Origin of the sequence: Nonomuraea marmarensis (assembly GCF_043197025.1) — a bacterium.
Classification (GTDB): Bacteria; Actinomycetota; Actinomycetes; order Streptosporangiales; family Streptosporangiaceae; genus Nonomuraea; species Nonomuraea marmarensis.
This window is the reverse complement of sequence record NZ_JBICRM010000078.1, coordinates 1-12,161: the sequence shown is the minus strand read 5'-3', so window position 1 is coordinate 12,161 and position 12,161 is coordinate 1. Positions and strand designations below refer to the sequence as shown.

Here is a 12,161-nt window from a genome sequence, read left to right as displayed (position 1 = left end):
CTCTCCAAACAATGTCTGGAGGGAATCACATCCCAACCAAAAAGGAATCCGTCAAACCAATGACGGGGTCATACATGTAAAACATGCACTGGCTTTTAACACACTGTTGAGTTCTCAAGAAACGGACGCGTACATCCCCACCAAAATCCGACGAAGAACTCCGGCGCGGAGGCGGACCTCAATCCTCTTTAATCTTAGCAGGTCTGCCCATTTCGTGTCAAATCCGAAGATTTGCCGAAAGCTGGTCATACCTAGCTAGGATGGTGCACCCCGATTCCGGGGCAACCCTCGCAACTTACCGTGTCATCCAAGCCTTGTCGAATCAACCAATTTTCCGGTGACCTCAGCACGCCCGAAGACAGCTCATGCACGAGCACGCCGAAGCGGCTCCGCCGAGTGGCTCGTCATTCTCAAGGGGCTTGCCCTGGGGCCCGTCCGCCTGATCGGCGTCCGGCTCACTCCCGGGGCGAAGTGAAAGATTAGGTCGCGATCCGCGACACGTCAAATCGCCCCGCTCACGGGAGGTCGAGATGCCGGGGCGAACAGGGCCACATACTGGGGAAATCCCGCCGGCCGGACGGCGATGCGTGCTTGGCGCGATGAGCATCAGGCGAAGCCGTACCGTCATGTGAAGATCCGTGGCATGGTCGAGCGGGTGGGAGCCCGATCCGTCGGGCGACTCCTCGACGTGCCGGCTAACCGCTACGGCCTGGTGCACGAGCGGCCGGTCGGCGATGCCGAACGGCGGGTGGTGATCGTTATGAAGCCGACACATACCGGCATTGGTGCGGCGGCGCTCGGAGTGAAGGATCACTGCGGCTGGGCGATGCTGGTGGCGGTGGGAGGTGTCGTCGAGGCGCCTCAGGTGCTGCTGCGCGAGCGGGTGACGCTACTCGCCGACCCTTCGCTGCCCGACCAGCCGTACCACGCCGCCGCCGGGCTCGGCATCGACGCGGCGGGCGAGCTGATCGCCCGCGTGGAGCACGCCGCACGTACGGCGGCCCGCGACGCCCTCGGCACCGCCGCGCTGGAGCTGACCAAGGCCGGGCACGACGTGCTCGGGGTGGCCCTTGACCTGGGAGCGGTCGGTGCGGGCCGGATGAGGTTGCCTGACAACCTGGCCGAGGTGCTGGGCAAGCACCACTACCTGCACGGCGCCGAAGGGCAGCTCTACCACGAGGCGCTGATGGAGGCGGCGCGCGACGCGGGGCTGGCGGTGAGTCGCTACGACTTCAAGGCGTTGCGGGACACCGCCACCCAGGTGCTCGGCCCGGGTGTGGTGGGCCGGGTGGACGGACTGCGGGCGCAGGTCGGCACGCCATGGACCCGCGACCACAAGGACGCCGCTCTGGCCGCGCTGCTCGTGCTCGACGCCGAAGAGGCCGCCTCCGAAGATCGCCCATGACGTCATGAAAGCGATCACGCCATAGCGGTCGAAGCCGATCACACTCATCACTACCCCGCGTATCCTGCCCCGGTGACCACTGCCGCCACGCTCGCACCCCCGGCCCGCCCCGCCCAAAGTCTGCGCACGTCGACCCCATGGTGGATGGCGTTGATCTCCGGTGTCGCGGCGTTCACCGGAACGGGCTCCGCCACCCTGAACGGCGACGAGCTGGCCACCATCAGCGCCGCCTCCCGATCGTTGTCCGGAATGTGGGAGCTGGCGCGGCACATCGACGGCCATTTCCTCCCGTACTACCTGTTCATGCACTTCTGGGTGAAGGCGGGCACGGCGGAGTTGTGGTTGCGGCTGCCGTCGGCGGTGGCGATCGGCGTGGCGGCCTGGTTCCTGGTGGACCTGGGCAGGCGGCTGCACAGCGTGCGGGCCGGCGTGATCGCCGCCGCCATCTTCGCGATCTTGCCCTCGGTGTCCTACTACGGGGCCTTCGCCCGGTCGTATGCCTTTGCCGCGGCCGCGGCGGTGTTCTCGTTCTGGGCGCTGCACCGGGCGATCGAGCGCTCGGACGGCAGGCGGTGGGTGGTTTACGGGGGGGCGGTCGCGCTGGTGTGCTCGACGCATCTGTTCGCGGTGCTCGTGCTGCCGGCCCACCTGGTGCTGGCACGCCGGGCCGTGGTGGTGCGGATGCTGGCCGCTCTCGCGGTCGGCTGCGTGCCCGCTGTGGTGCTGGGGCTGGTGGGGTACGGAGAGCGGCACGCGATCAGCTGGATCCCGCAGCGGGGGCCTGATGTGTGGCTGAAGTTCCCGAAGATGGCGGCGGGTTCCACCGGGCTCGGGGTGATGCTGTTCGTCATGGCGCTGGCCGGTGCGGTGTTGCTGTGGAAAAGAACTGACAGGAAGTGGGTGTTCGCGCTGGTGGGGTGGCTGGTGCTGCCTCCGGTGCTGCTGCTCGCGGTGTCCCGGCTGCTGACCCCGGTCTATGTGGACCGCTACCTGTTCGTGGCCGCTCCCGCGCTGGCGCTGCTGGCGGGGCTGGCCGTGGCGAGCATCCCCCGGTTCCAGGTCGTGGCGGGGGTGGTGGTCGTGGCGCTCGGGTGCGTGCTGGCTTTCCCCGATCATGTCGAGGTACGCGAGGAGAACGGGCGCTTCGAGAACATCCCGTGGGCGCTACGCGTGGTCAGGGCCGAGCCCGGCGACGCGATCGTGTACGGGCAGAGCCAGCTGCGCGCGGGCTTCGACTACTACGCGGACTCCTTGATGCCCGTCGACGTGCTCAAAACCGGTGACACACCCGAGCCCGACGGTTTCGGCTACCCGGAGCGCTCCGATGTCCCGGCGGCGCTGAAGGGGCGCGAACGAGTCTGGGTGGTCTGGCGCGGAACCAAGCAGTCGGGGCTGGAGGGCGACGGGGTGCCGCGGGTCGGGGAGGTGGAGCGGGCCGGGTTCGAGCTCGGCTCGGCCAAGCACTCGGGCGACCTGCCGGGGCTGACGGTGGCCCTGTTCACCCGTCGGTGAACAGCGGGCCCTTCCGTCATAGGAAAGGCCCGCTCCGGCGAACGATCAGCCGACCTCGACGCCGCCGATCGACTTCTTGCCGCGGCGCAGCACCAGGAACCGCCCCGCCAGCAGGTCATCGGCGGTCGGCGCGTACGACTCGTCGGTGATCTTGATGTTGTTGAGGTACGCCCCGCCCTCCTTCACCGCCCGCCGGGCCGCCGACTTCGACTCCACCAGGCCGCTGTCGGCCAGCAGGTCCACGAGCGGCGCACCGAGCGCGGGCACGACCGCCTTGGGCACCTCGGCGAGCGCCGCCGCCAGCGTGGCGGCCGGCAGCTCCTCCAGGGCACCCTGGCCGAACAGGGCCTTCGAGGCCGCCACGACCGCGTCGAGCTCCTGCTTGCCGTGCAGCAGCTCGGTGAGCTCCTCGGCCAGCGCGCGCTGGGCCTCGCGGGCGAAGGGGCGTTCGGCGACGGCCTTCTCCATCTCCTCGATCTCCTCGCGGCTCCTGAACGTGAACACCTTGAGGTAGTGGATCACGTCACGGTCGTCGGAGTTGAGGAAGTACTGGTAGAAGGCGTAGGGCGAGGTCATCTCCGGGTCGAGCCAAAGGGCGCCGCCCGCGGTCTTGCCGAACTTGGTGCCGTCGGCCTTGGTGATCAGCGGCAGGGTGAGCGCGTGGACGTGCCCGCCCTCGACGCGGCGGACCAGGTCGGCGCCCGCGGTGATGTTGCCCCACTGGTCGCTGCCGCCGATCTGCAACGTGCAGTTGTAGCGGCGGAACAGCTCCAGGTAGTCGTAGGACTGCAGGATCTGGTAGCTGAACTCGGTGTAGCTCAGCCCGTCTCCCGCCAGGCGCGCTGAAACGGCCTCCCTGGCCAGCATGCGGTTGACCGGGAAGTGCTTGCCGATGTCGCGCAGGAAGTCGATCGCGGTCAGCTCGCCGGTCCAGTCGAGGTTGCTGACCATGAGCGCGGCGTTCGGCTGCGCGTCGAAGTCGAGGAACCGGCCGACCTGGCCGCGCAGGCGCTCCACCCAGTCCTCGACGACCTCAGTGGAGTTGAGCGAGCGCTCGGTGTTGCGCCCGCTCGGGTCGCCTATCAGGCCGGTGGCACCGCCGACCAGGCCGATCGGGCGGTGTCCCGCGAGCTGGAGGCGGCGCAGCGTGAGCAGCGGCACGAAGTGGCCGATGTGCAGGGACGGCGCGGTCGGGTCGAAACCGGAATAGACCGTGATCGATTCCTTGGCCATGGACGCGCGCAGGGCGTCGAGGTCGGTGGACTGGGCGATCAGGCCTCGCCACGCGAGGTCGTCGAGGATGTCGGTCACGGTGATCTGGCTTCCCTGGGGTCGGATGACGATGCTTCAAGCCTGCCCGATGGGTGCGCATGCGCGCCACTTGGATACGCTCGGTGTCCATGTGGAGGGTCCGTCGCGAGCTGGCCGTTTTCAAGATCTTAGGGGCTCTGGTGTCCGCCGGGCTCGCCATCTTCTGGTGGTTCGAAGGCGATGTGCGCGGCGTGATCCTCGCCGTTCCCGCAGCCGTGCTCATCGGCGCCATGGCCCTGCGCGATCTGATCGCTCCCGTACGGCTGGCGGCCGACGAGAGCGGCATCACCGTGGTGCACGGGTTCGCGGGCAGGCGGCACGTGCCGTGGGCGGCGATCTGGGACATCAAGGTCGATGTGCGCAGGAGGTGGGGGCTGCGCAGTGAGATGCTGGAGATCGACACCGGGGATAATCTGCACCTCTTCAGTCCTCACGAGCTGGGCACCTCCCCGACGGAGGTGGCCGCGGCGTTGCGGCGGCGGGGCACATGAGGCCGGTACGGGGAGACGGTCGGATCGCCGTCGATCCAGAACCGCCACGGGGTTTCCCTGGCCGTCGAGATGCCGGTGCGGGGGCCTGACCTGATCGTGGCCCCGTCCGCCGGGCTGCCTGCCAGCATGGCCGCCGATCCGTGCGGCACGCCCGTCAGCCGGCGATCGGCGTCTCCGGGCAGCGCGGGCGAGGCTTCGCCGATCGCGTCGAGGCCGTTGTGCTCGCGCAGCAGGCCGAGGGCGACGGCGAGCCGGGCCGGGCCGCGGGCGAGGTCCCGGTCTTTCCCATTGGAGCGCCGGGAGCGCCGGGAACGGGCTTCGTCCAGGCCCGCCACCACCTCGCCCGCCCGCAGCAGCACGGCCGAGCCGGAGCCGTCGGGCAGGCACACCAGGTTCGCGCAGAAGTGCATGCCGTAGGTGAAGTACACGTACAGGTGCCCGGGTGGGCCGAACATGACCGCGTTGCGCGGCGTCTTGCCCCGGTAGGTGTGGGCCGCCGGGTCCTCGCCGGGGCCGCCGTACGCCTCGACCTCGGTCAGGCGCACCGCGACGGTGCCGTGCACGAGCACGCGCCCGAGCAGCTCGGGCGCCACCTCGTGCGACGGCCGGTCGAAGAAGCTCCGCGGCAGCGCGGCGGAGCTCAGCTCCCCGATGCCCATGCCGCCTGCGCGTCGACCGCCTCCCTGAGGGAGACGAGCTGGTCGCGTACGCGGTCGGGAGCGGTGCCGCCGTGGGCCTTGCGGGCGGCCAGGGCGCCGGGCACGTTGAGCACGTCGCGCACGTCGGGCGTCAGGTGCGGCGACACCTTGGCCAGCTCGTCGTCGGTGAGGTCGCCCAGGTCCTTGTCGTTGACCTGGCACCAGACCACGAGGTGGCCGACGGCCTCGTGGGCTTCACGGAAGGGTACGCCGCGGCGTACCAGCAGCTCGGCCAGGTCGGTGGCGAGCGCGAAGCCGTTGGGAGCCGACGCCTCCAGGCGGGCCGTGTTGACCCGCATGGTCGCGACCAGCCCGGCCATCGCGGGCAGGACCAGCAGGAGCGTGTCGACCGTGTCGAACACCGGCTCCTTGTCCTCCTGCAGGTCGCGGTTGTAGGTCAGCGGCAGGCCCTTGAGCGTCGTCAGCAGCGACATCAGGTTGCCGATCAACCGCCCTGACTTGCCGCGGGCCAGCTCGGCGACGTCGGGGTTCTTCTTCTGGGGCATGATCGACGAGCCGGTGGAGTAGGCGTCGTCCATCTCGATCCAGCGGAACTCCTGCGAGGCCCACAGGACGATCTCCTCGCCCAGCCGCGACAGGTGCACGCCGATCATGGCCGCGTCGAACAGGAACTCCGCGGCGAAGTCGCGGTCGGCGACCGCGTCCATGGAGTTGGGCGCGGCGGCCGAGAACCCGAGCTCCTCGGCCACGGCCTGCGGGTCGAGCGGGAGCGACGAGCCCGCGAGCGCGCCGGCCCCGAGCGGGGAGATCGCGGCGCGCTTGTCCCAGTCGGTGATCCGGTCGATGTCGCGGGCGAAGGCGTGCACGTGTGCCAGCAACTGATGGCCGAACGACACCGGCTGGGCGTGTTGCAGGTGCGTCATGCCGGGTGCGGCCGTCTCGGCGTGCGTGGCGGCCTGGGCCATCAGCGCCGTCTCCAGCTCGACCAGGCGGGAGACGATCGTGCGGGCGTGGTCGCGCAGGTAGAGGCGCAGGTCGGTGGCGATCTGGTCGTTGCGGCTGCGCCCGGCGCGCAGCTTGCCGCCGAGCGAGCCGAGCCGCTCCAGCAGGCCGCGTTCCAGTGCGGTGTGCACGTCCTCGTCGGCGACCGTCGGCCGGAACTCGCCCGCCTTGCAGGCGCGTTCCAGGTCGTCGAGCGCGCCGATCATGCGCTCGAGCTCCTCGTCGCTCAGCAGCCCCGCCTTGTGCAGCACGCGGGTGTGCGCCCTGGACGCCGCCAGGTCGTACGGCACGAGCCGCCAGTCGAAGTGCACGCTCACCGACAGCCGGGTCAGCGCGTCGGCCGGGCCCCCCTCGAAACGCCCGCCCCACAGCCGCATCGGCTTGCCATCACTCACCGTCATCTCCTCCATCTCCCCCGCGACCATAGTGCAACTCAGCCCTTCTTGGCGTCCCGCGCCGCGGCGATCTTGGCGGGCAGGGAGAAGAGCTGGACGAAGCCCTTGGCCAGCGACTGGTCGAAGGTGTCGCCGGTGTCGTAGGTGGCGAGCGAGAAGTCGTACAGGGAGTCGTCGGAGCGGCGGCCGGTGACGGTGGCGTTGCCGGCGTGCAGGGTCATCCGGATCTCGCCGGTGACGTGCTTCTGGGCGTCGTCGATCAGCGCGTCGAGGGAGTTCTTGAGCGGCGAGAACCACAGGCCGTCATACACCAGCTCGCTCCACCGCTGGTCCACGCTCCTCTTGAAGCGGGCGAGGTCGCGCTCGACGGTGACGTTCTCCAGCTCCATGTGCGCGGCGATGAGCGCGATCGCGCCCGGCGCCTCGTACACCTCGCGCGACTTGATCCCGACCAGCCGGTCCTCGACCATGTCGATGCGGCCGACGCCCTGCGCGCCGGCGCGCTTGTTCAGCTCGTCGACGATCTGGTACGCGGTGAGCTGACGCCCGTCGATCTTGACCGGGATGCCCTGCTCGAACGTGATGACCACCTCGTCGGCCGGGCGCGGCTGCGACGGGTCGGCGGTGTAGGCGTAGACCTCCTCGGTGGGGGCGTTCCAGATGTCCTCGAGGAAGCCGGTCTCGACGGCGCGGCCCCAGAGGTTCTGGTCGATGGAGAACGGGTTCTTCTTCGACGTCTCGATGGGCAGGCCCTTGGCCTCGGCGTACTCGATGGCCTTGTCGCGCGTCCAGGCGAAGTCCCTGGCGGGCGCGATGACCTGGAGCTCGGGCGCGAGCGCGGCCAGGCCGGCCTCGAAGCGCACCTGGTCGTTGCCCTTGCCGGTACAGCCGTGCGAGACGATCGTGCCGCCGAACTGCTTGGCCGCCGACACCAGGTGCTTGACGATCAGCGGGCGCGACAGCGAGGAGACCAGCGGGTAGCGGTCCATGTAGAGGGCGTTGGCCCGCAGGGCGGGCACGCAGAAGTCGGCGGCGAACTCCTCCTTGGCGTCCACCACGACCGACTCGACCGCGCCGCAGTCCATGGCCCGCTTCTGGATGAGCTCCATGTCCTCGCCACCCTGGCCGAGGTCCACGGCGACGCAGATCACCTCGGCGTCCATCTTCTCAGCGAGGTACGGGATGGCGACCGAGGTGTCGAGGCCGCCGGAATATGCGAGAACTACTCTTTCGGACATTTCTCTATCTCCAGTACTAAGTCTTGTTTTATTGCGGAAAGCCCACGCGGAACGTGGGCTAACTACGTCGGTCGGCCATCTTCAGCAGCGCTTCCGCGACGGTCTGGCCGCCCGTCGGGTCGCGGCTGATGACCAGGATCGTGTCGTCGCCCGCCACCGTGCCGAGGATCGACTCCCAGTCGGCGTGGTCGATGGCGGAGGCCAGGAACTGGGCCGCGCCCGGCGGGGTTCTCAGGATGACCAGGTTGGCCGACGCCTCGGCTTCGACCAGCAGCTCCTCCGCGATGCGGTGCAGCCGCGCGGCCGGGGACTCGCCGGTGCCCAGCCTGGCGAGCGGGATCCGGCCGCCGCCCTCGCCGGGGAGCGCGTACACGAGCGAGCCGTCGTCGGCCCGCAGCTTGAGCGCGCCCAGCTCGTCGAGGTCGCGCGAGAGCGTGGCCTGGGTGACCTCGACGCCGCTCTCGGCGAGCAGCTTGGCCAGCTCTGGCTGGGAGCGCACGGCCTGCCGCAGCAGCAGGTCGGTGATCTTCGCCTGCCGCGCGGCCTTGGTCATCGGAATCATTTAGTGATTCACCAGCCAGTGCAGCAGCGCCTTCTGGGCGTGCAGCCGGTTCTCGGCCTGGTCCCACACGACGCTCTGCGGGCCTTCGAGGACCTCGTCGGTGATCTCGTAGTCGCGGTAGGCCGGCAGGCAGTGCAGCACGATCGCGTCCGGCGCGGCGTGTTCGAGCAGCTCGGAGTTCACCTGGTACGGCATGAGCGCGGCCACCCGCGCCTCCTTGCCGTCCTGGCCCATCGACACCCACGTGTCGGTGGCGATCACATGTGCGCCCTGGACGGCGGCGACCGGGTCGGACAGCGCGATCACCGAGCCGCCCGTCTTGGCGGCGATGGCGGCGGCCTGGTCGAGGATGATCGCGTCGGGCTGGTAGCCGGCCGGGGCGCCGATCCGTACGTGCATGCCGGCCGTGGCGCCGCCGAGCAGGTAGGAGTGGGCCATGTTGTTGGCGCCGTCGCCCACGTAGGCGAACGTGACGCCGGCGGTCCGGCCCAGCCGCTCCCGGACGGTCTGCAGGTCGGCGAGAATCTGGCAGGGGTGGAACTCGTCGGTGAGCGCGTTGACGACCGGGACCCGCGAGTTCGCGGCCATCTCGGCGATGAGCTCCTGGCCGGTGGTGCGCCAGACGATGGCGGAGACCTGCCGGTCGAGCACCCTGGCGAGGTCGGCGGTCGGCTCGCCGCGGCCCATCAGCACGGAGACGTTGTCGATGACCAGCGGCAGGCCGCCGAGCTCGCCGATGCCGGTGTGGAAGGAGACGCGGGTGCGGGCCGACGGCTTGTCGAACAGCACGGCGACGGTCTGCGGGCCCTCGAACGGGCGGTAGCCGAACCGGTCCTTCTTCATCGCGGCGGCGAGGTCCAGGACCTCCGCCTGCTCGGCGGGCGACAAATCATCATCGCGAAGGAAGTGTCGCAGAGTCACTTCGCCGCCTCCGACAGGATCCGCGGGTACGCGGCCACGAACGCGTCCACCTCGTCGGCCGTGACGACCAGCGGGGGCGCGAGGCGTACCGCGTCGGGCTGGAGGGCGTTCACCAGGAAACCGGCGTTCGCGGCGGCCCGCTGGACCTCGGCCGAGCGCGGCTCGCGCAGCACCGTGGCCAGCCACAGGCCGCGCCCGCGCACGCCCTTCAGCAGCGGGTGGTCGACGGCCTCGAGCCCGGTGCGCAGCCGCGCGGCGACCGACTTGACGTGGTCGAGGTCGAGGTTGTCGAGCACGGCCAGCGCGGCGGCGCACGAGACCGGGTTGCCGCCGAAGGTCGAGCCGTGGTCGCCCTTGTCGAACAGCCGGCCCGCGTCGCCGAACCCGACGCACGCGCCGATCGGCAACCCGCCGCCCAGGCCCTTGGCCAGCGTCAGGATGTCGGGCGTGACGCCGTCGGCCTGGTGGGCGAACCAGTGCCCGGTACGGCCGATGGCGGACTGGATCTCGTCGGCCACCAGGAGCGCCCCGGTCGAGTCGCAGACCTCGCGGGCGGCCTCGAAGTAGCCCGCGGGCGGCGGGACCACGCCGGCCTCGCCCTGGGTGGGCTCCAGGAACACCGCGATGCAGTCGCCGGTCACGGCCTCCTTGAGCGCGTCGGCGTCGCCGTACGGGACGAAGCGCACGTCGATCGGGAACGGGCCGAACTGGTCGCGGATGGCCCGCTTGCCGGTCAGGGACAGGGCGCCGATCGTCCGGCCGTGGAAGCCGTTCTCGGCGGCGACGAAGTAGGAGCGGCCCTCACGCTTGCCGTATTTGACGGCGAGCTTGTAGGCGGCCTCGTTGGCCTCGGTGCCGGAGTTGGCGAAGAAGATCCTGGCGGGGGCGTTCAGCAGGTCGAGGAGCTTCTCGGCGAGCAGCACCTCGGGCTCGTGCAGGAACAGGTTGCTGGTGTGCGCGATCGTGGCGACCTGCTTGGAGACGGCCTCGACCAGGGCGGGGTGGGCGTGGCCGAGCGAGCTGGTCGCGATGCCGCCGATGAAGTCGAGGTATTCCTTGCCGTCCACGTCCCACACGCGGGAGCCCTCGCCTCGTGCCAGGGCGACCGGGGGGACGCCGTAGTTGGGCATGAAAGCGGTCTCGAACCTGTCGAAGAGGCTCATCAGGGCATCACCATCGTTCCGATTCCTTCATTGGTGAAGATCTCCAGCAGCAGTGAGTGGGGCACCCGGCCGTCGAGCACGTGGGCCCGCGGGACGCCGCCCTGCACGGCCGTCAGGCACGCCTCCATCTTGGGGACCATGCCGCTCGACAGCGTGGGCAACATCTTCTCCAGCTCGCCGGCGCCGAGCTCGTCGATCACGTCGGTGTCGTCGGGCCAGTTCGCGTACAGGCCCTCGACGTCCGTGAGGACGATCAGCTTCTGTGCCTGGAGCGCCACGGCGAGCGCGGCGGCGGCGGTGTCGGCGTTCACGTTGTAGATCTCCCCGTCGTTTCCGCGCGCCACGCTGGAGACGACCGGGATGCGGCCGTCGCCGAGCAGGGCGTGCACCGCGCCGGGATCGACCTTGATGATCTCGCCGACCTGGCCGATGTCCACCGGCTCGCCGTCCACCACTGCGTGCTTGCGCACCGCCGTGAACAGGTGGGCGTCCTCACCCGACATGCCGACTCCGAACGGGCCGTGCCGGTTGACCAGGCCCACGATGTCGCGGTTGACCTGGCCGACCAGGACCATCCTGACGACCTGCATGGCCTCGGGCGTGGTGACCCGCAGCCCGGCCGTGAACGTGGACTCGATGCCCAGCTTGTCGAGCGCGCTGCTGATCTGCGGGCCGCCGCCGTGCACGACGACCGGGCGCAGGCCGGCGTGGTGCAGGAAGACGACATCCTCGGCGAAGCCCTGCTGGAGCTTCTCGTCGGTCATCGCGTTGCCGCCGTACTTGATGACGACGGTCGCGCCGTGGAAGCGGGTCAGCCAGGGCAGCGCCTCGATCAGCGCCCCGGCCTTGGTCTGCGCGGTGGTGAGCCTCATGAGGAGTACGCCGAGTTCTCGTGCACGTAGTCGGCCGTCAGGTCCGTGGTGTGGATGGTCGCGGTGTGCGGGCCCGCCGACAGGTCGATGGTGATCGTCACGTCCCTGGGGCGCATGTCCACCTTGTCCCGGTCGTCGCCGACCGCGCCGCCACGGCAGATCCAGATGCCGTTGATGGCCACGTTCAGCCGGTCGGCCTCGAACACCGCGTCGGTGGTGCCGACGGCGGCCAGGACGCGGCCCCAGTTGGGGTCCTCGCCGTGGATGGCGCACTTGAGCAGGTTGGAACGGGAGACGCTACGGCCGACCTTGACCGCGTCGTCCTCCGAGGCCGCGCCGACCACCTCGATGGCGATGGCCTTGGAGGCGCCCTCGGCGTCGACCAGGAGCTGCCTGGCCAGGTCGGCGCAGACCTCCGTGACCTTCTGCTCGAACTCCGAGATATCCGGTTTCACCCCGGAGGCACCGCTGGCCAGCAGGAGCACGGTGTCGTTGGTCGACATGCCGTGCCGGTTGACCAGGCCCACGATGTCGCGGTTGACCTGGCCGACCAGGACCATCCTGACGACCTGCATGGCCTCGGGCGTGGTGACCCGCAGCCCGGCCGTGAACGTGGACTCGATGCCCAGC

At 69.8% G+C, this 12,161-nt stretch carries 12 protein-coding genes; 3 read left to right on the top strand and 9 right to left on the bottom strand.

The window, feature by feature from the left end; translation table 11 throughout:
- Positions 1-643 precede the first annotated feature (643 nt).
- Both ACFLIM_RS49570 and ACFLIM_RS49565 read left to right on the top strand, forming a co-directional pair.
- Positions 644-1,405 (top strand): hypothetical protein, encoded by a 762-nt coding sequence (locus tag ACFLIM_RS49570; protein ID WP_393177800.1) that lies wholly within the window; start codon positions 644-646, stop codon positions 1,403-1,405.
- 72 nt (positions 1,406-1,477) lie between these two features.
- Positions 1,478-2,917: a glycosyltransferase family 39 protein gene (locus ACFLIM_RS49565; RefSeq protein ID WP_393177798.1), complete on the top strand. Its 1,440-nt coding sequence runs from the start codon at positions 1,478-1,480 to the stop codon at positions 2,915-2,917.
- A 45-nt stretch (positions 2,918-2,962) separates the two neighbouring features.
- Here the strand turns inward: ACFLIM_RS49565 and tyrS are convergent, their stop codons facing one another.
- Positions 2,963-4,228, bottom strand: a complete 1,266-nt coding sequence (gene tyrS, locus ACFLIM_RS49560) for a tyrosine--tRNA ligase (RefSeq protein WP_393177796.1) — start codon at positions 4,226-4,228, stop codon at positions 2,963-2,965.
- Between the two features lie 89 nt (positions 4,229-4,317).
- On the opposite strand from tyrS, the gene ACFLIM_RS49555 reads away from it, so the two are divergent.
- Complete coding sequence (locus ACFLIM_RS49555; protein WP_393177794.1) at positions 4,318-4,719, top strand: PH domain-containing protein; 402 nt, start codon at positions 4,318-4,320, stop codon at positions 4,717-4,719.
- On the opposite strand, the gene ACFLIM_RS49550 is transcribed toward ACFLIM_RS49555, so the two are convergent.
- The 8 genes from ACFLIM_RS49550 to ACFLIM_RS49515 all read right to left on the bottom strand — a co-directional run.
- Positions 4,659-5,378, bottom strand: coding sequence for a DNA-3-methyladenine glycosylase (locus ACFLIM_RS49550; RefSeq protein ID WP_393177792.1), 720 nt, complete (start codon positions 5,376-5,378; stop codon positions 4,659-4,661). The two genes, ACFLIM_RS49555 and ACFLIM_RS49550, sit on opposite strands and share 61 nt — an antisense overlap.
- The gene (argH, locus tag ACFLIM_RS49545) at positions 5,360-6,781 is read right to left on the bottom strand and encodes an argininosuccinate lyase (RefSeq protein ID WP_393177790.1); all 1,422 of its coding nucleotides are present in this window, start codon (positions 6,779-6,781) and stop codon (positions 5,360-5,362) included. Before argH ends, ACFLIM_RS49550 begins: the two co-directional genes overlap by 19 nt.
- 32 nt (positions 6,782-6,813) lie before the next feature.
- Positions 6,814-8,013 (bottom strand): argininosuccinate synthase, encoded by a 1,200-nt coding sequence (locus ACFLIM_RS49540; protein WP_393177788.1) that lies wholly within the window; start codon positions 8,011-8,013, stop codon positions 6,814-6,816.
- A 58-nt stretch (positions 8,014-8,071) separates the two neighbouring features.
- A complete protein-coding gene (locus ACFLIM_RS49535) occupies positions 8,072-8,575 on the bottom strand; it encodes an arginine repressor (protein ID WP_393177786.1) in 504 nt (167 codons plus the stop codon).
- On the bottom strand, positions 8,576-9,490 hold the full coding sequence (argF, locus tag ACFLIM_RS49530; protein ID WP_393177802.1) for an ornithine carbamoyltransferase: 915 nt from the start codon (positions 9,488-9,490) through the stop codon (positions 8,576-8,578).
- 2 nt (positions 9,491-9,492) lie between these two features.
- A complete protein-coding gene (locus ACFLIM_RS49525; RefSeq protein WP_393177784.1) occupies positions 9,493-10,659 on the bottom strand; it encodes an acetylornithine transaminase in 1,167 nt (388 codons plus the stop codon).
- On the bottom strand, positions 10,659-11,531 hold the full coding sequence (argB, locus tag ACFLIM_RS49520) for an acetylglutamate kinase (RefSeq protein ID WP_393177782.1): 873 nt from the start codon (positions 11,529-11,531) through the stop codon (positions 10,659-10,661). Before argB ends, ACFLIM_RS49525 begins: the two co-directional genes overlap by 1 nt.
- Positions 11,528-12,161, bottom strand: a 634-nt coding sequence (locus ACFLIM_RS49515) for a bifunctional ornithine acetyltransferase/N-acetylglutamate synthase (protein ID WP_393177780.1), incomplete at its 5' end; no start/stop codon positions are given. The genes argB and ACFLIM_RS49515, both read right to left, overlap by 4 nt.

Bases quoted from the DNA above. Each gene is read 5' to 3' on its own strand.
- ACFLIM_RS49570 (WP_393177800.1), top strand. From the start codon at position 644: ATGGTCGAGCGGGTGGGAGCCCGATCCGTCGGGCGACTCCTCGACGTG.
- ACFLIM_RS49555 (WP_393177794.1), top strand. From the start codon at position 4,318: ATGTGGAGGGTCCGTCGCGAGCTGGCCGTTTTCAAGATCTTAGGGGCT.
- ACFLIM_RS49550 (WP_393177792.1), bottom strand. From the start codon at position 5,378: ATGGGCATCGGGGAGCTGAGCTCCGCCGCGCTGCCGCGGAGCTTCTTC.
- argH (WP_393177790.1), bottom strand. From the start codon at position 6,781: ATGACGGTGAGTGATGGCAAGCCGATGCGGCTGTGGGGCGGGCGTTTC.
- ACFLIM_RS49540 (WP_393177788.1), bottom strand. From the start codon at position 8,013: ATGTCCGAAAGAGTAGTTCTCGCATATTCCGGCGGCCTCGACACCTCG.
- ACFLIM_RS49535 (WP_393177786.1), bottom strand. From the start codon at position 8,575: ATGATTCCGATGACCAAGGCCGCGCGGCAGGCGAAGATCACCGACCTG.
- ACFLIM_RS49525 (WP_393177784.1), bottom strand. From the start codon at position 10,659: ATGAGCCTCTTCGACAGGTTCGAGACCGCTTTCATGCCCAACTACGGC.
- argB (WP_393177782.1), bottom strand. From the start codon at position 11,531: ATGAGGCTCACCACCGCGCAGACCAAGGCCGGGGCGCTGATCGAGGCG.